The organism is Humibacillus xanthopallidus (assembly GCF_006717145.1).
Classification (GTDB): Bacteria; Actinomycetota; Actinomycetes; order Actinomycetales; family Dermatophilaceae; genus Humibacillus; species Humibacillus xanthopallidus.
Map to the genome: position 1 here is coordinate 33,432 of NZ_VFQF01000002.1, position 23,865 is coordinate 57,296.

The window sequence follows — 23,865 nt, forward strand, 5'->3', positions numbered from 1 at the left end:
GTGGGGTCCAGGATCACCTCGACTCGGCTGACGCTCACCCCCGGCCCCCTCCGATTCGAGGTGATGCCGGCAGTGACGTGGGGTCCAGGATCACCTCGACTCGGCTGACGCTCACCCCCGGCCCCCTCCGATTCGAGGTGATGGTGGCACTGACGTGGGGCGCAGGATCACCTCGACTCGAGGTGGGGTCTCGGGGGAGTCCGGAAGATTTCGCCGGCAAGGGGTTGCGGATTAGGAGTTAGTAAACTTTACTAACTCCCGTGACCACCGCACTTCCCCGCGCTCGCCGCGTCTCGCCGCGCACCGCGATGCTGCCTGCGCACGGCCGGCGCCACAATCTCTCGCTCGTGCTGCAGATGCTCTACACGGTCGGCGCGATGAGCCGGGCCGACCTCGCCCGCCGGCTCGGCATGAGCAAGGTGACCGTCTCCGACCTCGTCGCCGAGCTCATCGAGAGCGGTCACGCCGTCGAGCTCGGTCCGTCCGGCCAGGTGCGCCCCGGCAAGCCGGCCACCCTCGTCGACGTCAACCGCACCGGCCTGCAGGCCATCGGCGTCGACCTCGCCGCCCACAGGGTGCTGCGCGCCGCGGTGCTCGACCTCGACGGCAACATCCTCGCCCGCGCCGAGCGCCCCATCGGCGACGACACCGGCGACGCGATCACCCAGCGCGTCCTCGAGCTCGTCGACGAGATCGTCTCTGCCGCAACGGCGCCCATCCTCGGCATCGGCGTCGGCACTCCCGGCATCGTCGTCGCCGGCGGAGTCGTCGACACCGCCCCGAACCTCGGGTGGCGCGACGTGCCGCTGCGCGACCTCATCGCCGACGCGACTGGCCTGCCCGTCTTCGTCGTCAACGACGCCGACGCGGCCGTGCACGCGGACTACACCCTCGGCAACGGGGGCGACGACCTCGTCCTCGTCAAGATCGGCCGCGGTGTCGGCTGCGGGCTCATCGTCGGCGGCCAGCGGGTGCGCGGCGCGCACTTCGCCGCCGGGGAGATCGGGCACGTCACCGTCGGCACCGACGGGGGGGCCGTATGCCGCTGCGGCAAGACGGGCTGCCTCGAGACGTGGGTCTCGGCGCCCCGTCTCGAGCAGGCCCTCGCCACCGCGGGGGACGACTCCCCGCTCCGTGAGGCTGGGGAGCGGCTCGGCATCGCGCTCGCTCCCGTCGTCGCCGTGCTCGACCTCGCCGAGGTCGTGCTCTCCGGCCCCGGGCACCTGCTCGACGGCCCCCTGCGCGACTCGGTCGAGCAGACGCTGCGCGACCGGCTCCTGGCCCGGCCCGAGGCCGAGCTCACCGTGCGGATCGCGCACGACTCCGACGACATCGTGCTGCGCGGCGCCGCCGTGCTCGTCCTCTGGGACCAGCTCGGCGTCGTCTGACCACCCACCCCGCCACACGGCATACGCCGGCGGGCCCCAACTGAACATCCCCTCCAGCTGCACCACCTCAAACCGGTCCGCACCGCGGCCACCCTGAAAGGAAACACACGCAATGAAGAAGACCCTGGGTCTGGCCGTGGCCACGACCGCGGCGGCGGCGCTGCTGCTGACCGCCTGTGGCGGTGGATCGACCGGCTCCTCGTCGTCGGCGACCACTGCGAGCAAGGCCGACAACGCCGGCAAGACGATCACCTTCTGGGTGGTCGGCGGTGACACCCCGAAGGAGCTGCGGACCTACCTGCAGGACACCTTCAAGGCCAAGACGGGCGCCACCCTCAAGATCGAGGAGCAGGGCTGGGGCGACATCGTCACCAAGCTGACGACCTCGCTGCCCGACCCGAAGAACACCCCCGACGTCACCGAGCTCGGCAACACGCAGGCCCCGACCTTCACCAACGTCGGCGCCTTCAGCGACGTCTCCGACATGTACGACGAGCTCGGCGGCGCAAAGCTGCTCCAGTCCTTCGTCGACGTCGGCTCGGTCGACGGCAAGAAGTACGCGCTGCCCTACTACTTCGGCTCGCGCTACATGTTCGCCCGCTCCGACCTGTGGAAGGAGGCCGGCGTCAAGACGCCGACCACCCTCGACGAGTTCAACACGGCGGTCAAGACGATCACCGCGAAGAACCCGCGCAACATCAAGGACTTCTCGGGCTTCTTCCTCGGCGGCCAGGACTGGCGCAACGGCATCTCCTGGATCTTCGCCAACGGCGGAGACCTCGCCAAGAAGGAGAACGGCCAGTGGGTCTCGACGCTGAGCGACCCCAACACGATCAAGGGCCTCGAGCAGCTGCAGGACCTCTACAAGAACGCCTCCAAGGCGCCGGCCGACGCCAAGGACGCGACGCCGTGGCTCTACATCAACGACTCGGACGAGATCCTCGACGAGAACCAGAAGGTGACGGGCAAGACCTCCCTCGCGGCAGCGACGATCATGGCCCCGGGCTGGGCGCACTGGTCGATCGGTGACCTCGTCGAGAAGGACGGCAAGAAGGTCCGCGGGTGGAACGACGCGAAGTTCGCGACGTTCGTCCTGCCGGGCAACGACGGCAAGCCGGCCCCGGTCTTCGCCGGTGGCTCCAACATCGGCATCTCCAAGGCGAGCCAGAACCAGGCGCTCTCGCGCGACCTGCTGAGGATCATCTTCTCGCCGGAGTACCAGCAGATGCTCGGCAAGGCAGGCCTCGGCCCGGCCAACTCCGACTACGTCAGCTCGCTCGGCACCGACCAGTTCGCCAAGGCGCTCATCGAGTCGGCCTCCAACTCCAAGCTCACCCCCGCCGCCCCCGGCTGGGCGGCCGTCGAGTCCAAGATGATCCTCGAGGAGTTCTTCGGCAAGATCCGCGACGCCGCCGACCTCAAGGCGCTCGCCGCGGAGTACGACGCCAAGATCACCCCGATCCTCAACCTCAAGTGAGTCGCCGCCCCTCGGGGCGGCACACACTGACGGTCTGACGGAATCGCAGGCAGGGCCCGGTGGTCGGGCCCCTCCACCGACCACCGGGCACCCCTTCGAAAGGTTCACCATGTCCTCGGCGTCCTCCAGCAGGCGCGTCCCGCTCGCGCTCATCATCCCGACGCTGCTCATCCTGCTGGTCGCCCTCGGCTACCCGATCGGCTGGCAGGTCATCACGAGCTTCCAGCACTACGGGATGCTCCAGCAGTTCGGTCAGGCGCCCGAGTGGGTGGGTCTCGACAACTACACGGCCCTCTTCACCGACGGCTACCTCTGGGTCGTCATCGCCCGGTCCATCGTCTTCTGCCTCGTCTGCGCCGGGGGCACCGTCGCGATCGGCGGCGGCATGGCCCTGCTGATGCGCGCCGTCAGCACCCCCGCCCGGCTCATCCTCCAGGTCGCCCTGCTCGTCGCGTGGGCGATGCCCGTCGTCACGTCGATGACGGTCTGGATCTGGATCGTCGACTGGCGCCGCGGGGTGCTCAACTGGCTGCTCACCCGCCTCGGCGGTGACTTCCAGGGCCACAACTGGCTCGTCGAGCCGCTCTCCTTCTTCGCCGTCGCGGCCGTCATCGTCATCTGGATGAGCGTCCCCTTCGTCGCCCTCTCGATCTATGCCGGGCTGACCCAGGTCTCGCCCGAGGTGCTCGAGGCGGCCCAGATCGACGGCGCCACCGGCTGGCAGCGGCTGCGCCACATCATCCTGCCGCTCATCGCACCGGTCGTCTCGATCGTCCTGCTGCTCCAGCTCATCTGGGACCTGCGGGTCTTCACCCAGATCAAGCTGCTCCAGGACGCCGGCGGCTTCGCCAACGAGACCAATCTGCTCGGCACCTACATCTACCAGCTCGGCACGGGCGCCGGTGACTTCGGCGCCGCCGCCGCGGTCTCGGTCATCATGCTCGCCCTGACCGTCGCGATGAGCTGGTACTACGTCCGCTCCCTCATGAAGGAGGAGTCCTGATGCGCGCCACGAAACTGCGCCGCGGCCTGCTCACGCTCCTCGCCGTCGTGCTCGCCCTCGCATGGGCGTTCCCCGTCTACTGGATGGTCAACTCGGCCTTCCTCGACAAGGCGACGCTGTCGTCGACGAAGCCGACCTTCCTGCCCTTCGGCGGGTCGCTCGACAACTTCACCACCGTCATCGGTGACCCGGCGTTCGGCCGGGCCCTCGTCATCTCGCTGTCGGTCACCCTCGTCACCGTCGCGGCGGCGCTCGCGATCGCCTTCCTCGGCGCGCTGGCCATCAGCCGCTTCCGCTTCCGCGGCCGGGCGTCGTTCGTCCTCGCCCTGCTCCTCATCCAGATGCTGCCCGCGGAAGGCCTCTTCATCGCGCAGTACAAGATGATGAGCTCCGTGGGACTGCTCAACAACGTCATCGGCCTCGCGGTGCTCTACACCGCCGCTGTCGTCCCCTTCACGATCTGGATGCTGCGCGGCTTCGTCGCCGGCGTGCCGATCGACCTCGAGGAGGCGGCCATGGTCGACGGGCTGTCGCGCACGCAGGCCTTCCTGCGAATCACGTTCCCGCTCTTGGCCCCCGGTCTCGTCGCGTCGGGCGTCTACGCCTTCCTCCAGGCGTGGAACGAGTTCACCGTCGCCCTCGTCGTCATGACCGAGGAGCAGGCCCGCACGCTGCCGCTGTGGCTGCGCGGCTTCATCCAGGCGAGCGCGACCCGTGAGACCGACTGGGGCCAGGTCATGGCCGCGTCGACGCTCGTCGCGATCCCCGTCATCGTCTTCTTCCTTCTGGTGCAGAGCCGGATGAGCAGTGGCCTCGTCGGCGGGGCGGTGAAGGGCTGAGATGGACACCACCAGGGAGGCGCTGCGGCGCCTCGTCGTCGGCACGCTCATGCCCGGCTTCGTCGGCACGACCGTCGCCCCGTGGGTCGCCCGCGAGTATGCCGCCGGGCTGGCTGCCGTCTGCCTCTACGGCGCCAACGTCGTTGACCCTGCTCAGCTCTCGAGCCTCTGCGCCGACCTGCGGTCCGTCGCGCCGGACCTGCTCGTCTCGGTCGACGAGGAGGGCGGCGACGTCACACGGCTGCACTACCCGACCGGGTCGAACCAGCCGGGCAACGCCGTCCTCGGGCGGCTCGACGACACCGCGCTGACGCGGGAGTCGGCGGCGGCGGTCGGACGCGAGCTCACGGCATACGGCATCAACCTCGACCTCGCCCCGGTCGTCGACGTCAACTCGGCGCCCGACAACCCCGTCATCGGGGTGCGCAGCTTCGGCGCCGACGCCGCGCTCGTGGCGCGGCACGCCGTCGCGGCGGTGGAAGGACTGCAGTCGCAGGGCGTGGCTGCGTGCGCGAAGCACTTCCCGGGGCACGGTGACACCGTGACCGACTCGCATCTCGCGCTGCCGCGGGTCGATGCGCCGGCAGACGTGCTGGAGGTGCGCGAGCTGGAGCCCTTCCGGGCCGCGGTCGCCGGCGGCGTCGCGTGCATCATGACCTCGCACGTCGTCGTCACCGCGATCGACCCCGACCAGCCCTCGACCTTCTCGCGGACGATGCTCGGCGACGTGCTGCGCGGGCGGCTCGGCTTCGACGGCGTCATCGTGTCGGACGCACTCGACATGGCGGGCGCGAGTGCGGAGACCGGTATCCCCGAGGCTGCGGTGCGTGCCCTCGACGCGGGGTGCGACCTGCTGTGCACGGGGTCAGGGACGACGGAGGAGGACTACCTCGCGATCGTCGACGCCGTTGTCGCCGCAGTGGAGTCCGGGCGGTTGGCCCGGGCGCGGGTGGCCGACGCCGCGGCGCGGGTCGAGCGGCTCCGCCGCAGGTTTGCCCCGGGCGACGTCGTGGGTGGGGCTGATGCCGCAGGGCCAGCGTGGACCGAAGATGTTGTGGCGCCAGCCTTCTCGATCGGTGAGGCTGGCCGCGCCTGGCTGGCGCTCGATGCCTCGCCGGTCATCGTGCAGGTCGCGAGCGAGCCGAACCTGGCTGTCGGCCGTGTCGCGTGGGGGCCGGAGGCTGCAGGCCTGACGACCGCTGTCGAGGACGTGCCTGCGGGCGCGAAGGTCGCGGTGGTGGGGCGCTCCCTCGAGGCTGGCCACCCGGCGTGGGCTGTGGCCGATGGGCTTCGCGCGCAGGGGCATTCGGTCATCGTCGTCGAGTGCGGCTGGCCCCGTGGTGACGCCGATGTCGTGACGTACGGCGGGTCCGTCGTCGTCGCGAAGACGCTGGGCCACCTGCTCGGGGTGGGGTCGCGATGAGCGAGCAGCTGCTCCTCGGCATCGACATCGGCGGCACGAAGACCGCTGTCGCCGCCGTCACCCGCGAGGGCACCGTCGTCGCCCTGCGCAGCGCGCCCTCGGGCCGTGGCGGGGCAGAGGTCGTGGAGGTCGCCGTCCGCCTGGCCCATGAGGTCGCCGACTCCGTCGGTGGTATCGGGCGCATCAGTGCCGCCGGCGCGTGCATGCCCGGACTCGTCGACCCGACAACGGGATTCGTGCGGCACGCCGTCAACCTCGACGTCGAGTCGCTCGAGCTGTCGACTGCGCTCTCCGGCGCCCTGGGCCTGCGGGTCGAGGTCGAGAACGACGTCAAGGCGGCCGCTCTCGGTGCGCACCACCTGCGGCCGCGCGGCTGGGGACTCGACCCCGACGTGACCGCGCCGGGGAGCGGGACGGTCGAGGCGGCATACGCCGGCGGTAATGCCGGCACACTCGCCTATCTCAACCTCGGCACGGGCCTCGCGTCGGCGGTCGTGCGCGACGGGGTGCTCGTGCGCGGAATCGACGGTGCCGCAGGGGAGATCGGCCACCTGCCCGTCGGCGGTGACGTGCAGTGCACGTGCGGTCAGGTCGGCTGCCTCGAGACGATCGCGTCGGGCTCGGCGCTGGCGAGGCTGTGGCCGCCGTCGCGCGGCGGCGCTCGGGATCCCTTCGCCGCAGCGGCTGCCGGCGACGCCCTGGCCGCGGCGGCGGTCGATGTGCTGTGCGACGGCGTGGGTCTCGCGATCCAGCTGCTCGTGCTCGCGGCGGGGGCGGAGCACGTCGTCATCGGCGGCGGTCTGACCGGTCTCGGGGGCCCGTTCGTTGAGGGCGTGCGTGCTGACCTGCGGCGGCGAGGACGGGCGTCGCGGATGATCGCGGCCCTCGACCTCGAGTCGCGCTTCGAGCTCGTGCCGGCATCGGTGCCGGTGGCCGCCATCGGGGCGGCGCTGCTGCCGGGGCGCGCGCCGGGGCCCTTCCTGCTGACCGACGAGCTGGCCGGCTGATGGAGGTCTTCGTGCTGCCGACGGCGAAGCAGGTGGCCGAGCGGGCCGCCCGGGTCGTCATCGAGGGTGTGCGCGCGGCGCTCGCGTCCGGTCGGTCGGAGCCCGTCATCGGGCTCGCGACGGGCTCCTCGCCGGTGGGCCTGTATGCCGTCCTGGCGGGGGCCGTCGAGGCTGGTGAGGTGAGCTTCGAGCGGGCTCACGGCTTCGCGCTCGATGAGTACGTCGGGCTACCGCCGGGGCACCCGGAGTCCTATCGCGAGGTGCTGCTGCGGGAGGTGTGCGGCCCGCTGGGTCTGCCTCCGGAGCGGCTGCATGTGCCCGACGGCTCGGGCGAGTCCGAGGAGGCGCTGGCGGCGGGGGCGGCGTCGTACGAGCGGCGGATCGCGGAGGCCGGCGGGGTCGACGTGCAGATCCTGGGGATCGGGGCGAACGGCCACCTCGGCTTCAACGAGCCCGGCTCGGCGCTGACGTCGCGCACTCGCGTCAAACGGCTGTCAGAGCGCACGCGGCGCGACAACGCGCGGTTCTTCGACTCGCTCGACGCGGTGCCGACGCACTGCGTCACACAGGGGCTGGGGACGGTGCTCGACGCGCGGAGGCTCGTGCTGGTGGCATCGGGGGCGGGCAAGGCGGCGGCGGTCGCGTCTGCCGTCGAGGGGCCGCTGTCAGCGTCGTGCCCGGCGTCGGTGCTGCAATGGCACGCCGACGCGGTCGTCGTGCTCGACGAGGCGGCTGCGGCGGGGCTCGCGAACCGGGACTACTACGACGCCTCGGCCGCCGGCCTCTGAGCGTCAGGGCCGCCGTAGGCGGGGTTGGGCTGCGGGCGGCTGAGAGCGGCTCTGAGCGCTGCCGAGACGGGTGTGACGGGTGTGACGGGACCGCCTGTGGATCGACGCACAGGGGTCGAGAACTTCTTCTCCACACCCCGTGGACGAGCATTCGCGCAGGTCGCCACGCACGAAACGGCCTGAGGGCGGTGTGGCCCCCACAGTTGTTCACACAGGTTGTCCACACCTGTTGACGGCGTGTCCACCGCCTTTGTCCACCGGTTGTCCACAGGGGCGGTCGCGACTTGTGGGGTTCGGCTTGGTCACCCGGACGCCGGGGCCTAGGTTGGCGGAGTGCTCCCGCGCTGGTGGGTCCGGGAGCCGGGACGCGGGACTGTCAGTGGCTCGAGGTCTACTTGAGTTGCACCGATGTCATTCGTCACCACAGGGGAAGGGGAGCGCGTGTCGCTCGATGAGCTGAGCACCAGCGCGTTCGCGGCGTCGAACCGTGAGGGCGGTCCGCCCGACGACCGCCTGCCGCCCCAGGACGTCGGGGCCGAGCAGTCCGTCCTCGGTGGCATGCTCCTGTCGAAGGACGCGATCGCCGACTGTGTCGAGCAGCTCAAGGGCACCGACTTCTACCGTCCGGCGCACGAGCTCATCTACGACGCGATCCTCGACCTCTACGGCCGCGGCGAGCCGGCCGACGCGATCACCGTCAGCGACGAGCTGACGAAGCGCGGCGACCTCTCCCGCATCGGGGGTCAGGCCTACCTCCACCAGCTCATCGCGTCGGTGCCGACGGCCGCGAACGCCGGCTACTACGCCCAGATCGTCGCCGAGCGGGCCGTCCTACGGCGCCTCGTCGAGGCCGGAACGCGCATCGTCCAGCTCGGCTATGCGCAGGGCGGCGGCGACGTCGAGGACATCGTCAACGCGGCTCAGGCCGAGGTCTACTCCGTCGCCGACAAGCGCGGCGGCGAGGACTACCACCGGCTCGGTGAGGTCATCGAGGCGACGGTCGACGAGATCGAGTTCGCGTCGGGTCGCTCCGGCGAGATGACCGGCGTGCCAACGTCGTTCACCGATCTCGACGCTCTCACCAACGGCCTGCACGCGGGCCAGATGATCGTCATCGCTGCTCGTCCCGCAATGGGCAAATCGACCATCGGGCTCGACATCGTGCGGTCGGCGGCGATCAAGCACAAGATGGCGGCTGTCGTCTTCTCGCTCGAGATGAGCCGCACGGAGATCACGATGCGCCTGCTCTCGGCGGAGGCCGGCATCCAGCTGCAGCACATGCGCAAGGGCACGATGCGTGAGGAGGACTGGACCCGCCTCGCCTCGACGATGGGTCGCGTCTCCGAGGCGCCGCTCTTCATCGATGACTCGCCGAACATGTCGCTCATGGAGATCCGGGCCAAGTGCCGCCGCCTCAAGCAGCGCGAGAACCTCAAGCTCGTTGTCATCGACTACCTCCAGCTCATGAGCTCGGGCAAGCGCGTCGAGTCGCGTCAGCAGGAGGTCTCGGAGTTCTCCCGTGCTCTCAAGCTGCTCGCGAAGGAGCTCGAGGTGCCGGTCATCGCGATCTCGCAGCTGAACCGTGGCGCCGAGCAGCGCACCGACAAGAAGCCGGCGATGAGCGACCTTCGAGAGTCGGGCTGCCTCACGGCCGACACGAGGGTGACGCTCGCCGACACCGGAGCGCAGATGTCGATCGCCGAGCTCGTGGAGGAGTACCGCCGCAACCCTGGTGTCGAGCTGCCGGTGTGGAGCCTCGACGAGTCGTTGCGCTATGTGCGCCGGCCCATGACCGCGGTGTTCCCGACCGGGGTGCGTCCGGTGTTCCGCCTCACCCTGGCCTCGGGCAAGACGGTGCGCGCCACCGAGAACCACCCGTTCCTCACCACCTCCGGGTGGACCCAGCTGGGTGACCTGCGCAGCGGCAGCCGGATCGCGGTGCCGCGGCATGTGCCGGCACCGGAGTCGTTCGTCGAGGAGCTCGACGACGCTGACCTGCGCCTGGGTGCGCTCATCATGTCGACGCACACTCCCGACGGTCCGTCGGGCCGCCTTGCGGCGCGGGGCTGCTCGATCGGCTTCGACCTGGTCGAGATGAGCCGGCGCCGGCTGATGCCCGACATCGCCTCCTTCCCCAAGCGCCAGATCGGGCTGCTCATCGACAGCCTCTTCGCGCTCGACGGGGAGGTCACGGTAGACAAGGAGGCTCGCGAGGGACGCATCGTGCTGCGCCACCCGTCAAGGCGGCTTCTCGACGACGTCGCGCACCTGCTCCTGCGTTTCGGCATCTCGACATCCGTTGCGGCGGAAGGCGATCGGTGGGAGCTCGACGTCAAGGGCGTCGATGACCAGCGACGATTCCTCCAGGAGGTCGCCGTCCACACCGAGAAGTCCGCGGCGGCCAAGGCGCTGCTGCAGATCGTGCGCGAGCGCTCGGAGTCAGTGGTGCCCGAGGCCGAGCCGGTGCTGAGTCGATCCGCCCGTCGGGTCAGCATCCGACCGGAAGACTTCCCCGAGGGGGTCGTCGGTGTCGACGGTCTGAGCCTCGAGCGACTCGACGAGCTCTTCAACAGCCTCGACCTCGATCTCGAAGCGTCGAACGACGTCCTCTGGGACACCATCGTTGATGTCGAGCCGGACGGTGTCGAGGAGGTCTTCGACGCGACTGTCCTCGGCACCCACAACTTCATCGCCAACGGCATCGCCGTGCACAACTCGATCGAGCAGGACGCCGACATCGTCATCCTGCTCCACCGCGAGGCGGCCTACGAGAAGGACTCGCCGCGCGAGGGAGAGGCCGACCTGATCGTGGCCAAGCACCGAAACGGGCCCACCGACACGATCGTCGTCGCGTTCCAAGGCCACTTCAGCCGCTTCACCAACATGGCGACCAACTTCTAGCGCTTCCGCGTTCTGCGCCAAACGCATTGAGGTCTGGCGACGGTTCAGTCCCACCCGTCTCGTAGTCGTGAAGGGCCGCGCTCGTACGGAAATCGGCAACCTGCTGCCTACCGCCAACATTGCGCCTGCCACTTGCCAGGATGCGGCCGATGGGAGCTGCTCGAGTCTTGACGCGTGGTTGACGAAGAAAGCCGCCTTCGGACTCGCGTCGGTGGCACTGGGAACTGACCCTCGCGCCAACAGTTGCCCATTGACGGCTATGCCCTAAAGTCGACCAAGCCGCCGAAGAAGAGTTCGGTACTGACCGATGAATTCGTCAGGTTCGCGCGGGTCGCTTCCGTAGAAGTATCCAGCGTCATAGCCATTCTTGTCGTCAAGGCGCAGTTCGCGTCGGATGTAGCTCAGTTGACTGGGCTCAACATCACTTCCCTCATTGCGGTGCCCTGCGGTGACACGGAGAGTCCGCGTCCTGCGGAACCCGAGCACCCGCTCTTCCACATCCCGTTCGAACTTGATCTTGTTGCCAGGAAGCGACGGCCCGATCCGGCACCCGAGGTTCACCAAGATCCTCCGAAGTTCCTTAAACTTCAGAAGGCGATCGCCCCGCTGAATTGGTCTGCTATTCGCGCAGATCCAAGCTGCAATAGCAAGGACCTCGCGGTCATTGCGTTCGGTGGAACCGACTGGAACAAGTCGGTGCTGCGCTACGCGAAGGACTTGCCGAAACAAATCCTTCTCCACACAGGTCAGCAGGATGTTGTTCCGGTCGAGCAGCACAAGCATGCTTACAAGCGCAGTTCTCTTATTGCCATTATGGAACGGATGATTGTGAACGAGGCTGTGCAGCAGAGCTGCCGCGTATGACTCGACCGTGTCGTATTTTCGCACGTCGCCGAGGGACGTCTCGGGCCGCGCGGCAGCAGAGCGCAACAAATGGTCCTCGCGAACCCCAGGCGGATCGATGGGGTCGCCGCTCGCAGCAAAGTCGCGAACAAGAGCCTCATGAACCTGGCAAATCTCCTCGACAGACAGGGCAACCACGTCACGACGTCGACCGGGCGTCTCCCACTCGAGCGGAATTATAGGTGCGGCGATAGGCGCCGCCGCCCGAGTGTTCCCCACTGCTAATTGGCTTGCCGGCACCATACGACGAAGCTGCTTCAGTGCCCCCTTCGGCAACACGCGCGCCCCTGGAGCCACTAAGATGCCGAAATCCGAACCCAATTTTGAGATCAGTTCGCGCCGCGTGAGACCCCACTCCTGCTCCCAAAAGCTCAACTGCTGAAGTTGTTTGGCGCTGTGCAGACCGAGAGCCTGCCGAACAGTGGGAATAGAGTGTCGCGGAACGAAGCTGTCGATGTCATCAACGGCCTCCACTCCGGCGTCCCAGATCGTCACCAAAGCCTCGTCAAGATCGAGGCCGGCCTCCTTGGCGAGAGCTCTCACAGTCAATGCGCGCGGTGGCATTCCAGTGCTAGCTCCTTCATCACGTTACAGGTGTCTCATTGTAGTTGGCACATTCGCACACTCTTGCCCTGGTCCGGATCGACTCCCTTGGCGTGAAAGTGGTGCCTGACCCCCTCACGGCCCCGGCGCACCTTGAGATCCCTGGGGCATGCAATTGCACGCCAGCGACGAGCCGAGACCACTGAGCAGCATAGGTCATGGCGCCTACAGCTTGAGCCAACACGCGCCCTCTTCAGAGACGAGCCCAGAAGTTCCACTCATCGCGACGATGCGATAGCCGCGACGTCGCAGGCCCGTGCGGACCTTAACGCGCGGCCCGCGACCATTTGCATTGCCGCCCCGTCCTGCGGGAACTGGAGACCTATCTCACCCAGGGGCATGGTCCCCTGGGCTCCGAAGGATTCTCGGTCCGATCAGCCGATGTGAGGCAACCGGATGGTGTCCAAGATCGTGAGAACGGTCAGGACCCGCGGCACGTCAGGCCACGCTCGCTGAGGCACGCCACGATCACCACCCCGCCCGCCGACCCGCGTATGAACGATCACGACAGGCGCAAGGAGTTTCAGCCTCAACGGTTGCCACTCTTCCCGTACGTTGCTGGCGTCTGAACTTCGGTGCGCCACCGGCGTCGACTTCGGCCACTGTGGTCGCCCACAATCCCGTCGATGAGATTCCGCCCTAGTCAACGGCTGATTCGACGGCGCGGAGCATCAAGGACATCTCCGGATCGACATCGCCCACTCGAAGCGCTCGCGCCAATGACGAGCTCGACAGAGTCTTCAGACCGTTCGGCTGTAGGCGCGAGTTCAGCGCAGATATGATTTGCTTTGGAGGGCACATGCGCAAGCGAAAATCTTCTTCTGCCCACAGGCCGTCGAAGGACTGCTTGAAGTCCGTCGTAACCGAGACTGCATGACGTGATGCGCTTACCTGCTCGCGCAGCCGCTCGTCAAGCATCCGGCCAAACACGTCATTCTCCATGCTGGCCGTGACTTCGTTCAGCATAACCACGATGTCGTCAACCGAAGCCCCAGACACTCTCGAAATTACGGGCGCGCTGATGAGATAGCTCTCGAGTTCCTTTCGGCGCCAGACATGAGCCTGCATCCCAGCCGCTTGAAACTGCCGCTCGACCTTGTCCACCGTAGAATCTGATCGATAATCGCGGTCCAAGACGACGGAGATTTTCAACGCCTCGGGCAGCAACTCTCGACATAGCCACGCGAACGGCTCGACCTGCGTCCACCTGCTGTAACCCTGTAACGGAACCACCGTTACGCCGTCTTCCCGCGCCAGTCGTTTACACCCAATCAAGTTCGAGATTCGACGAAGGATAGACATGTCCTTTCCCTCTACAAAGAAGGCGACGCGTGAACGAAGGGCCTTCGCCAAGCGAAGGTTGAAGGCAGTTCCGAGTGCGCCAGACAGGACCTCAAGGTCTCCTTCGGTTCGTGCTCGGCGCGCGCGTCGTCGACTCTTGTCGACAAGGGTTACGAGGCGACTGTCTGCCTCCGCCACCATCTCAGACGAGTGAGTGGCCACCACAAGTTGCTTGCCGGTGGATTCTAATAGTTGCACCAACCGTCGCTGAAGGTCCGGGTGAAGATATACCTCCGGCTCGTCTAGAACGATGGTGGCACACGCGCCTACTCGGTATATGTGAAAAAGCAATTGCAGCCAGATCTGCACCCCGTCGCCAGCCCACACCAATTCCTTTGGAACCCTACTGCCAGCTTCGAAGAAATAGGCTTCAAGGATCTGTCCTTCGTCGCTCAGATGCTGTCCAAGCCGATCAAAGGTGATATCCGTGAGCCATGGGGATGCCCACTTAAGAAAGTTGTGAAGCTCACCACTCGATTGCAGAAGGCGTAGATGATTGCGAAAGTGTCTACTGCTCAACCGTGTGGCGACGCTTGAACTAACATACTTCTCCGTGAGAAGGGCTTCGGAATGCTCGACTGGGCTTAGAATGGGGATCACGCCCAAGGGGGGGAAAGCCGCCCGTGCGTCTGCGGCACTTCGAACCTGCATTCCTGGCATCCGTTCCAGGTAGAAGAAGGGGTCTTCCTCAACGACCTCCGCCGGCCAGACGCAAGTCAAGATGGCGCCAGATACCCAAGTCAATCTAAGGGAGGCCTCAGAGTTTCCGAACTCGTGCCGGAGACTGTCCCGAAGGGCAGGAAAATCGTTCAGCGAGAGCGGGTGTGCAACGACCGTCCGATCGTGATGCTGGCACCGCACGGCGGGCGATCGACGATACGCCTGTCGCAGCAAGACGTCAGCAGTTCGGATGGCCGTGAGGAGCGTCGACTTTCCCGCGTTGTTGGGACCTACGAGGTAGGCGCCTTCCCCGAACGTCACCGTGAAGTCCTCGAACGCGCGAAAGTTTCGAAGGTGCAGTTCCTTGAGCAAGTCTGGCCCCATTCGTGCGGTGAGGCGCCATCAGGCCATCGACGCCTTCCCAACCTCACGAGGTCGGCGGCGTGGCGCGTTGCAGCAGACGTTACGTGGGCAAGGTCTTTGCTGCTTTTGCCAGACGTTTCGAGCGGGCTGTGGACACCGCGAGCGCCTTGGCCGCAGGCAGTGACCCGGGGGCGTTAGGTGCGTCCTACCGGCTCCCTTCTGTTGTCAAGCGGTCGCTTCGAGGTTCCTTTGGCGGTCTGTCTTCCGTGGCGGTGGTGCCGGTTGTAGCGTCGGCTGTACGGGTCCGGGAAGTGGCTGATCCGAAGTGTCGATGTGCGGGGGCAGGTCGACCGCGCTGGATTCTTGAGTCTCCCCGCAGTGCCCTCCCGGGCCCGCCTCCCCGGCCTGTGCCGTCGCGGCCGTAGCGTCGGCGACGAGCTGCCGGTACAGGGCGTCGGAGATCCTGCGCTTCAGGCACCGCAGCGCCTCGAGGGGCTTCTTGCCCTCGGCGCGCTTGCGTCGGTAGTAGGCCCGGCCGTCGGTGTCGAGGCGGATCTGGCTGATCGCGGCGATGTGGATCATGTGGTTCATCCGCCGGTTCCCGGCCCGGGACAGCCGGTGCCGGTTCTGCTCCCCGGAGGACGCGTCCAGCGGCGCCGTCCCCGTCCAGGACGCGAACCGGTTCCGGTCGGCGAACCGGGCCACGTCACCGACATCGGCCAACGTCCGCGCGGCGACCACCGGACCGACACCACGCAGGTCCATCAGGTGCGACCCGCGCGACAGCACGATCGCCTTCAGCTCCTTGGTGAGCGCCTTGGTCTTCTTGTCGACCTCGACCAGCTCGGCCAGCTGCTCGACCGCGAGCCTCTTACGGGTCTTCCCGGCCAGGTCCCGCGGCCGCACGGAAGCGAGGATTGCCTTGGCCTGCAAGGCGGTCAGGTCCTTCTTCGCCTTCCCGGGGGTCAGCTCGGACAGCAGCCGCTGCAGCCGGTTGACGGCCTGCACGCGTTGCCGGGACAGCTCATCGCGGCAGGTCGGACAGCATCCGCAGCGCCTCGAGCTGGCCGTCGTAGGACAACACCCTCAGCCCCTCGGTGCGGACCGCGACCACCGCGACCGCGTGCGCGTCATAAGCGTCGGTCTTGCGGTTGTGGCCGGTGTCGAGCAACCGAGCCCTGACCGACAGCTTCGCCGGGACGTCGAGGATGTGCTCACCGTCGGCGAGCAACCGCTGCGCCAGCGGCCGGGGCCGGCGCCGTTGCTGCCCTCGACCGCCCAGACGCGCTCCCGCCAGCTCTTCGCATACCTCCGCATCGCGGCGTAGCCGGCCGTGTCGGTGCTGAACCGTCCCGAACCGAGCAGCTTCTCCCGCTCGTCCACGACCTCGATCGTCACCGACAGCTTGTGGGGATCGACCCCGATGAACACTGTCGCCATGTCGCCACCTCGTCCTCGTCTCGTCCTTGGACCTGCAGGGATCGCGAGGCGGGCATTGCTGTTACGAGCAGGGCAGTCCCTTCTTGAGCCACGCCTCGTCAACGGTGACCGGCGGCACGCAGACCGGTAGTGAGCCACACCGATCGCACTGGTGGCCAGCCGCTTGGAGAGCTGCCCGCCGGACACCTGAACCGAGTCTGGCCAGACACCGGTCCTAAGGGAATGGTCTAGTAGCCGCGTGACGGGCGCGCTGTTCACCCACGGTGCTACCGACGAGCGACTGAGGCGGCGCCGGCTTCGGCGCTTGTCAGCCGACCATCTCGTGAAGGTTGACGCCGTGATCTGTGGCGATCAACTCGGCGGCCTTCTCGCCGATCATGATGGCCGCAGCGTTGGTGTTGCCGCTGACGACGTTCGGCATCACGCTCGCGTCGGCCACGCGCAGGGCATCGATGCCGTGAACCCGTAGCCGCGGGTCGACGACGTCACCGATCCGGCAGGTCGACGTCTCGTGGTAGACGGTCAGCGCATAGTGGCGCGCCAGGTCCTCGAGCAGTGCGTCGCTCGGGTCGGTGCCGGCCTCGTGACCGTGGGCCCGCGCCAGGTGCGGCGGGATCACCGGCTCACCCAGGCCGCCGCCGGGCCAGGCCTTCGCGATCTCGAGGGCCCTGCGCATGACGGCGATCATGACCACGACGTCGTGCGGGTCGTCGAAGTAGTTGAGGTCGATCCGTGGGGCGACCGTGGGGTCCGCGCTGGCCAGCGTCACCGAACCCTCGGAGTGGGGCTGCACGGGATTGGGCAGCACAACCACCTGACCGCGCGTCGGGTCGAGGAAGGACTCCGGGTCATCGAAGAACGCCGACGGCGGGAGCCTGAAGACGCCCTCCCAGATCGGCGGTGTGTAGCCGGTCGCGAGGAAGCCGATCTGCGCGTCGTGGGTGTGCTCGTCGCCCAGCCCGGTCGAGAAGAACGCGACAGCGTCGTACAGGGAGGACGACGCGAGCCCGCGGCCCGTGGTGAACCACTCGCCGATGCGGCGCTCGGCCTCGGCCTTGGCGGCAGCAAGTGGCTCGGGGAGGTCGACGTCGTCGGCCGGATCGGCCGGAAGTGGGCCGGCCGGGGCCCGCAGCGCGTCCGGTCCGAGGGACAGGGCGACCTCGGTCATCGTCTCGCCGATGCCGTCGGCCGCGAACATCAGGGGGGTGTGGAGGTGGTCCTTGAGGTGACGCCCGACGTCCGGGAGGTCGACGACGCACTCGACCCCGACGGCGGCGAGCTCGTCGCGGGCTCCGACCCCGGAGAGCAGCAGGATGTGCGGCGACCCGATGGCGCCCGCGCACAGCACCACCTCGGTGCCCGCGGCAACCTCCTCGTGGAGGCCCTCCTCGGTGCGGTAGGCGACCCCCGTGGCCCGAACCGCCTCCCCGTCCGTCTCCCCGTCCGCCTCGAGCAGGATGCGCTCCACGAGCGCGCCGGTGACCACGGTGAGGTTCGCCCGGTCCATCGCCGGCTCGAGGTATGCGTGGAAGGTCGAGCTGCGCCGGCCGTCCTTCGTCGTCGTCTGGAAGAGCGACGCCACCCCATCGGGGTCGAGGCGGTCGCGACCGTTGTAGTCACCCTGCTTCAGGCCCGCGGCGCCCGCGGCCTCGACGAACTGGGTCGACGCACGCAGGATCGGCTGGCGCACCGACACACCCACCGGCCCGTTGTGGCCGTGCTGGTCGCGGTCGGGCTGCAGCTCGGGGCTGTCGACGAAGCCCTCGGCCTTGAGGAAGTAGGGCAGCACCTCCGCGTAGGACCAGCCCTCCGCGCCCCCAGCGGCCCACGAGTCGAAGTCGCCGGGGTGACCCCGCACGTACGCCATGTAGTTGAGGCCGGAGGAACCGCCGAGCATCTTCCCGCGGGGCACCATCATCTGCCCCCCGACCAGGCCCTTCCCGACCCCGCCGGGGTCGCCGTTGAACATCCAGTCGGTCACGGGGTTGTTCTGCAGGCTCGCGACCGCGGCCGGCACCAGCTCCGCGGGCGGTGGCGGGCCGCCGGCCTCGAGCAGGCACACCCGGACGTCCGGGTCCTCGCTCAACCGGGCGGCGACCACAGCGCCTGCCGATCCCGCCCCCACGATCACGTAGTCATACGTCGAGCCCATCGCTACCACCTCGTCGTGGTGCCTCGCCGAGCGGCGGGGACGGTGTCGCCACGCAACCACATTCCGGGAGGGCAGACAAGGGAGCCTGCGATGCTGGCCTGGCACGTGATGGAGGTGCCGCACCTGTCGAGGTGCGGCTCACCCAGCATCCGAGATGTCAGATCGAGAGGGGGGCGCGGTGACCCCGAAGGAGTGGGCCCAGGTGGCGCTGGTCGCGCTGGCGATCGGACTGGCTGTCGCAGCGACCATGCTCGTGCCCTGGCGGGTGCCACGCCCCAGTCGCGCCGCCCGAGCCGCGGCGCTGCGCGACGTCCCCGCCGACGTGGTGACGAGAGGTCGGGCCCTGCACGCCGCACTGCGCCCGAGCGCATACGGCTCCCGGGTGGTCGGACTCGCGGCCGTGCTGCTGCTCGGGCTCACCCCGGCCGGTGCCCGCATCGTCGCCTGGGTGGCCCAGCCGTTCGGCGGCCACTGGCTGGCCGAGGCGGTGCTGGGCGGCCTCGTCGTCCTGATGCTCACGTGGTTGGCATCGCTACCGTTCGGGGCGTGGCGTCACACCGTGCTGCGCGACTACGGGCTGTCCACCCAGGACTGGCGAGGCTGGACGGTGGACCTGCTCAAGAGCGGAGCGCTCGGCATCGTCACCGGCGCCGTCGTACTCGCCGGGTTCTACACGCTCACGCGCGTCGCGCCGGACTGGTGGTGGGCGCTCGCCGCCGCGACTGCCGCAGCCCTGGTGGTCCTGCTGTCCTTCGTCGTGCCGGTCCTCGTCGAGCCGGTGTTCAACCGGTTCACTCCGATGCCGGCAGGGTCGCTGCGCGACGAGCTGGCCGCCCTCGCGGCCAAGGACGGTATGCCGGTGCGTGACGTGCTGGTCGCGGACGCGTCGCGTCGGACCACCGGGCTCAACGCATACGTCTCCGGGTTCGGAACCACCCGGCGCATCGTCGTCTACGACACCCTGCTGCAGAAGGCGCCCGCCGGAGAGGTCCGAAGTGTCGTCGCACACGAGCTGGGCCACGCCAAGGACCGCGACCCCGAGATCGGCACGGTGCTGGGAGCGATCGGGGCCGCAGCAGCGGTCGTGGCGATCTACCTGCTGGGACAGTGGGATTCCCTCCTCGACCGAGCAGGCGTGGACTCCATCGCCTCCCCGAGGGCGATCGGCCTGGTTCTCGCCCTCGGGGCGCTGGCGGGACTGGTCACCGGTCCGCTGCAGAGCCTCGTCTCCCGCCGCGTCGAAGTCCGCGCCGACCAGCACGCGCTACGCCTGACCGGTGACCCCGCCGAGTTCGCTGCGATGCAGCTGCGCCTGGCCACCGTCAACATCGCCGATGTCGATCCGCCACGCATCGAGTACCTGCTGTTCGCGACCCACCCCGACACGGTGGAACGCCTCGCCGCGGCCAAGGAGGCCGCAGGCGCTCACGCGTCGGGGTTGCTGGCGTCGGATCCGGGCCCGTTGAGCAGCCCGGACTCGTAGGCGTAGATCACTGCCTGAACCCTGTCCCGCAGACCGAGCTTCATCAGCACCCGTCCGACGTGCGTCTTGACCGTGGTCTCGGAAACGAAGAGCTCAGAGGCGATCTCGGCGTTGGTGAGTCCCCGGGCGAGAAGCAGCAGCGTCTCTCGCTCGCGCGGCGTGAGGGTGGCGAGCCTGCGGCGCGACGCGCGATCGACCGGGCGCGGGCGCTCGAGGTAGGACTCGATCATCCGCCGCGTCACGGTCGGCGCCAGAAGCGCATCGCCGGAGTGCACGGCGCGGATTCCTGCCACGAGCAGCTCGGGTTGAACGTCCTTGAGCAGGAAGCCGCTCGCCCCCGCCTGCAGCGCCTCGTACACGTACTCGTCCATGTCGAAGGTCGTGAGCATCACCACCCGAACCTCGCCGGAGCGTTCGGCCATCAACCGATGGGTCGCGGCGATGCCGTCTGTGCCGGGCATGCGCACGTCCATCAGCACGACGTCCGGGCGCAGCGCCTCAGCCTTCGCGATCGCGTCGTCCCCGTCGATGGCCTCCCCGAGGACCGTGATGTCGGGTTCGATCTCCAGGATCATCCGGAATCCCGCTCGTACCAGGGCCTGGTCATCGACGATGAGGACGCCGATGACGTCGCGCTCGCGGTTCGGGGGCAGTGTCATGACGCGTCCCAGGGCAGCGTGGCGATCATCTCGAAACCTCCCTCTGGTCGCACCCGGGCGACCAGCGAGCCTCCGTACACCGCGACGCGTTCCCGCATGCCGACCAGGCCGATGCCCACCTCGCCGCGCTCGGTCGGGGAGGCGGCCTGCCCGTCGTCGCGGACGGCCAGCTGGATCTCTCGCGGTCCGTAGTCGATGAGAACCTCCGCCCCGCGAGGGTCGTGGGCGTGGCGCAGCGTGTTGGTCAGCCCCTCTTGCACGAGCCGGTATGCCGTCAGGTCGAGTCCCGGGGGCAGCGCCTGCACCGCACCGGTCACCCTCACCTCCACGGGCAGGCCCGCGGTGCGGAACTTCGCCGCGAGCCTGTCGAGCTGTTCCAGCCCCGGCGACGGTTCGAGCTCAGCCTGCTCACCGGACTGGCGGAGCACTCCCACCATCCGGCGCATCTCGGCCAATGCCTCCCGGCCCACGACCTCGATGGTTTCCAGCGCCCGCCGCTCCGCAGTCTGGTCCTCGGTCAGCCTCCGTCGCACCGCCGAGGCCTGGACGGTCATGACGCTGACGCTGTGGCCGATGACATCGTGCAGCTCGCGCGCGATGCGGGTGCGTTCCTGCGCCACCGCCTGGGTGGCGCGCTGTTCACGGTTCACCCGGCGCTGCTCGTTGGTGAGGGCGGTGAGACGGACCAGCGCGCCCACCAGCCACGCGATGAGCGACGGGCTCAACCAGAAGAGCGTGAGCAGCCGCTCCTGCGTCGTGGCGGGCGAGTTGACGGGATCCAGGGTCGACCAGGCGAGCCAGAACGCCGCCGCGACGACCAGCCCCCACCACGCCTGGCGCGGCGCGAGCCATCGTCCTGTGGTGTAGGCGGCGATCATCATCGGCAGCAGGACGCCGAGGCCTTCCGGAGAGCCGAACACGGCGAACTCGACCAGGCTCACCGCGAGGATGGCCACCTGGCACGCCAGCGGGTTCACCCGGCGGAAGGCGAGCAGGACAGCCGTCGCGGCATACAGCCCGGCCTGCGCCCACGGTGGGCCCTGGTGCTGCGTCGAGGCGAACCCCGACCACACCTCGAGCTGGCCCAGGACGCCGACCACCACCGCGAGGGTGATGTCGAAGACCCGGTTCCGGCGCGTCACGAGCCGAAGTTACGCCTACCGGCAGCCGTCGCGCGCCCTCCTTGCGGAGGATGCGCGCCTCCTGCTCAGGGCCCCCACGATCTCCTGCCAGGGCACGACGACGAGACGCACCCGGCTTTCCTACCGTCGAGTGATCGTCAATCGCAGGGAGGAAGCATGAACACCATTCCACGCAGCGCGGGCATCGGGCTCCTGGTCTATGCGGTCGGGGCCACAGCCGGCTTCGTCGGCGCAGGTGGCCCCGGAGGCAGCTACGAGCCGACCGTCGTCGCGGGCTACGTCGACCCGAGCCACTACACCGCATCCCTGTCCTTCTGGTACCTCGGCGCCTTGTCGTCGCTCGGGCTGCTGGTCTTCGGGTACGGCCTTCGCCGGCTGGGAGGGGCGGTCGGCGAGACGGCGTGGGCCCTGTCCACTGCGGCGGTGGCCGCCAGCGTGGTCGGTGCTTTCGTGGGCGGCGGCCTCGTGGTCGCCCTCGCCGAGGGCGGCGGCCCGGTGCAACAGGGCCTGCCCCATCCGGTGGTGTACACCGTCAGCGAGATCGGCAACCTGGTGTCCCTGTGCGCGCCGGCCTTCCTTGTCGGGGTCCTGGCGATCGTGCTCGCCGCCCGCGCTCGCCTGCCGCGGTGGCTCCGTGTCCTCTCGGCTCTCGCGGGGCTGTCCGGGATCCTCCTGGCGTTCTACTTCACCATCCCGGTGTACCTCCTGTGGGCCGTGATCTTCGGTGGGTGGCTCGTGGCGAAGGGAGCCCGCACGCGGGCCGCCACGACCGAGCCGGAGCGGTCACTGGTCTAGAGGGAGGCCAGCCCCGTTGCCGGGGGCGGGTGGCCAGCACGGCCACCCGCCCCCGACCTCGGCTCACCTCAGCTCGGCTCAGCTCAGCTCAGCTCGGCCAGCCTGGCCAGTCCGGAGCGCGAGTGCCTCGCAAGACGATCCCGCGCCTCGTCCAGCGCCGCCGACCCGGCGTGGCCGGGTGGTATCCGGGCGGGGTTGAGCGCCACCTCGTCGGACCAGTCCTTGATGTCCGGCTCGGTCGAGAAGGCCCTCGCGGCCTGAGCGCCGAGAACGGTCATGCGGGCCCACTGCGCCAGTGAGTTGCCGTAGGGCGACGGCGGGCAGAGCCGGTTCTTCTCCTCGTCGTCCTCGCGGGTCGCCTCGACGTAGCCCACCAGCGCCGCACCGAAGCAGGGGAACCCCGCCCTGATCGGCTGAAGGGTGATCGCCTCGGTCCGCCAGACCGGCACCAGTGGTCGGCTCCTCAGGCCATCGGCGGCGCAGTGCGCCACGACGGCGTCGTCCGCGACGGCGACCGATCCGTCGGCGAAGGTGAGCCGGCCACGGTCCACGGACGTGAGGTGACCCCGGCGCACGACGTTCTGCACGGTGCGCAGCTGCTCGAGCTCCCAGAGCGCGAGGGTGGGCGCCTTGGCCATCGTCGGGGTGACCGCGCGGTCGATCCGCAGCATGACGCCGGCGTCCTCGAGGCGGAGGAACAGGTCTTCCAGAGAACTTGCCACCTCGGCCGCCTGCATCGTGTCGGCGACCATGCCGAGGAAGACCGCTGGATCTGGTTGGACCACAGCGCGATTCAGCATCCACGGGTCGCGGGGGCGCACCCAGCAGATCGCGTCGGGATCCACGCCGCGTGAGAGCAGCCAGATGCACGCGTCGGTCGCGGTCTTGCCCGATCCGACGACGACGTACTGGCTCGGCGCCTCCTCCAACCGCGGGAGGGCGTTGACGGGCAGCACCCGGGCGTCGTCGCCGATGTGGAACGGTGGCGGACTCTCCGCGGGGATGGTGGGGGCCAGGTAGCGGGCGTCGACGACCCGGCATCGCTCGGACACCTCGTACCGCTGGCCCGACACGCGCGAGACAACGGTGCGGTCGCCGACGTACTCGCAGTTCGGGAAGAGCTCGACCCTGCCCGAGCCGACCATCCGCTCGAGGACCCGCTCGTAGTAGGCGCAGATCTCCGACTGCGTCGCCCGCTCCTGCAGGCCTTCCTCGGGACCGTTCTGCTGCAGCCGGCCGCCACCGAGCAGGGTCGACGCGACGCCGTAGAAGGCAGACGCCTGATGCAGCCGGACGAACGAGTACGCCTCGAGCCAGTGGCCGCTGACGCTGTGGCGACGGTCGACCACGGCGACACGGACGTCGGCATGGTCGGTCAGCGCGTCGACGAAGGCCATCCCCGTCGCACCGGCGCCCACCACCAGGTAGTCAGCGTCGATGGCCCGTGTCACGAAGCCACGATGGCACCGGCGTGGCGCCGCGTCCACGATCCCGCTCG

The 23,865-nt window shown here is 68.6% G+C and carries 16 protein-coding genes and 1 pseudogene; 10 read left to right on the top strand and 7 right to left on the bottom strand.

Annotation, left to right across the window (positions count from 1 at the left end):
- Positions 1-260 precede the first annotated feature (260 nt).
- The 8 genes from FHX52_RS11245 to dnaB all read left to right on the top strand — a co-directional run bounded on the left by FHX52_RS11245 (position 261) and on the right by dnaB (position 10,826).
- Positions 261-1,388, top strand: coding sequence for an ROK family transcriptional regulator (locus FHX52_RS11245; protein ID WP_246069928.1), 1,128 nt, complete (start codon positions 261-263; stop codon positions 1,386-1,388).
- A gap of 112 nt (positions 1,389-1,500) precedes the next feature.
- Positions 1,501-2,865: an extracellular solute-binding protein gene (locus FHX52_RS11250; protein ID WP_141822200.1), complete on the top strand. Its 1,365-nt coding sequence runs from the start codon at positions 1,501-1,503 to the stop codon at positions 2,863-2,865.
- Positions 2,866-2,974: 109 nt separating this feature from the next.
- A complete protein-coding gene (locus FHX52_RS11255; protein ID WP_141822201.1) occupies positions 2,975-3,868 on the top strand; it encodes a carbohydrate ABC transporter permease in 894 nt (297 codons plus the stop codon).
- Complete coding sequence (locus FHX52_RS11260) at positions 3,868-4,707, top strand: carbohydrate ABC transporter permease (protein ID WP_141822202.1); 840 nt, start codon at positions 3,868-3,870, stop codon at positions 4,705-4,707. The genes FHX52_RS11255 and FHX52_RS11260 overlap by 1 nt, the downstream gene beginning before the upstream one ends.
- Position 4,708: 1 nt before the next feature.
- Positions 4,709-6,130 (top strand): beta-N-acetylhexosaminidase, encoded by a 1,422-nt coding sequence (gene nagZ / locus FHX52_RS11265; RefSeq protein ID WP_141822203.1) that lies wholly within the window; start codon positions 4,709-4,711, stop codon positions 6,128-6,130.
- Positions 6,127-7,137, top strand: a complete 1,011-nt coding sequence (locus FHX52_RS11270; RefSeq protein ID WP_141822204.1) for an ROK family protein — start codon at positions 6,127-6,129, stop codon at positions 7,135-7,137. Before nagZ ends, FHX52_RS11270 begins: the two co-directional genes overlap by 4 nt.
- A complete protein-coding gene (locus tag FHX52_RS11275) occupies positions 7,137-7,925 on the top strand; it encodes a glucosamine-6-phosphate deaminase (protein WP_141822205.1) in 789 nt (262 codons plus the stop codon). The genes FHX52_RS11270 and FHX52_RS11275 overlap by 1 nt, the downstream gene beginning before the upstream one ends.
- Before the next feature lie 408 nt (positions 7,926-8,333).
- A complete protein-coding gene (gene dnaB / locus FHX52_RS11280) occupies positions 8,334-10,826 on the top strand; it encodes a replicative DNA helicase (protein ID WP_246069929.1) in 2,493 nt (830 codons plus the stop codon).
- Between the two features lie 264 nt (positions 10,827-11,090).
- Here dnaB and FHX52_RS11285 read toward each other — a convergent pair whose 3' ends face one another.
- From FHX52_RS11285 to FHX52_RS11300, 4 genes and pseudogenes are all read right to left on the bottom strand, one after another.
- Positions 11,091-12,293, bottom strand: coding sequence for a type II toxin-antitoxin system death-on-curing family toxin (locus tag FHX52_RS11285; protein ID WP_141822206.1), 1,203 nt, complete (start codon positions 12,291-12,293; stop codon positions 11,091-11,093).
- Between the two features lie 678 nt (positions 12,294-12,971).
- Positions 12,972-14,705, bottom strand: a complete 1,734-nt coding sequence (locus tag FHX52_RS11290) for an ATP-dependent nuclease (RefSeq protein ID WP_185747248.1) — start codon at positions 14,703-14,705, stop codon at positions 12,972-12,974.
- 216 nt (positions 14,706-14,921) lie between these two features.
- Positions 14,922-16,136 (bottom strand): annotated as a pseudogene (locus FHX52_RS24800) (IS110 family RNA-guided transposase).
- A 307-nt stretch (positions 16,137-16,443) separates the two neighbouring features.
- The gene (locus tag FHX52_RS11300; RefSeq protein ID WP_141822208.1) at positions 16,444-18,288 is read right to left on the bottom strand and encodes a GMC family oxidoreductase; all 1,845 of its coding nucleotides are present in this window, start codon (positions 18,286-18,288) and stop codon (positions 16,444-16,446) included.
- 178 nt (positions 18,289-18,466) lie between these two features.
- On the opposite strand from FHX52_RS11300, the gene FHX52_RS11305 reads away from it, so the two are divergent.
- Positions 18,467-19,771, top strand: a complete 1,305-nt coding sequence (locus tag FHX52_RS11305) for a M48 family metallopeptidase (RefSeq protein WP_141822209.1) — start codon at positions 18,467-18,469, stop codon at positions 19,769-19,771.
- On the opposite strand, the gene FHX52_RS11310 is transcribed toward FHX52_RS11305, so the two are convergent.
- Both FHX52_RS11310 and FHX52_RS11315 read right to left on the bottom strand, forming a co-directional pair.
- A complete protein-coding gene (locus FHX52_RS11310; RefSeq protein WP_141822210.1) occupies positions 19,714-20,430 on the bottom strand; it encodes a response regulator in 717 nt (238 codons plus the stop codon). The two genes, FHX52_RS11305 and FHX52_RS11310, sit on opposite strands and share 58 nt — an antisense overlap.
- Positions 20,427-21,572: a sensor histidine kinase gene (locus FHX52_RS11315; protein WP_141822211.1), complete on the bottom strand. Its 1,146-nt coding sequence runs from the start codon at positions 21,570-21,572 to the stop codon at positions 20,427-20,429. The genes FHX52_RS11310 and FHX52_RS11315 overlap by 4 nt, the downstream gene beginning before the upstream one ends.
- Positions 21,573-21,728: 156 nt before the next feature.
- Here FHX52_RS11315 and FHX52_RS11320 point away from each other — a divergent pair, with 156 nt between their 5' ends.
- Positions 21,729-22,367, top strand: coding sequence for a hypothetical protein (locus FHX52_RS11320; protein WP_141822212.1), 639 nt, complete (start codon positions 21,729-21,731; stop codon positions 22,365-22,367).
- A gap of 83 nt (positions 22,368-22,450) precedes the next feature.
- On the opposite strand, the gene FHX52_RS11325 is transcribed toward FHX52_RS11320, so the two are convergent.
- A complete protein-coding gene (locus FHX52_RS11325; protein ID WP_141822213.1) occupies positions 22,451-23,818 on the bottom strand; it encodes an NAD(P)-binding protein in 1,368 nt (455 codons plus the stop codon).
- Positions 23,819-23,865: the final 47 nt, after the last annotated feature.